A 258-nucleotide genomic window follows, 5' to 3' on the forward strand; every position below is an offset into this window, starting at 1 on the left:
CGCGTGTTAACGGGAAAATACTGCGAACACCTGCCACTGTATCGTCAGAGTGAAATTTTTGCCCGTCAGGGTGTCGAACTGAGCCGTGCATTACTCTCCAACTTGGTTGACGCGTGCTGCCAGTTAATGACGCCGCTGAATGATGCTCTGTACCGTTATGTAATGAACAGCCGCAAAGTTCACACTGATGACACACCAGTAAAAGTGCTGGCACCGGGCAGGAAGAAGGCGAAAACAGGATATATCTGGACGTATGTC

General features: G+C 50.0%; 1 protein-coding gene. It reads left to right on the plus strand.

Features of this window, described 5'->3' with window-relative positions:
• Nucleotides 1–258 (plus strand): IS66 family transposase (locus BHE85_RS20045; protein ID WP_146628277.1); only part of this gene is annotated, 258 nt, incomplete at both ends.

It is taken from the genome of Shigella sp. FC1567, from assembly GCF_001743015.1.
In the GTDB taxonomy this organism is placed as follows: domain Bacteria; phylum Pseudomonadota; class Gammaproteobacteria; order Enterobacterales; family Enterobacteriaceae; genus Escherichia; species Escherichia coli.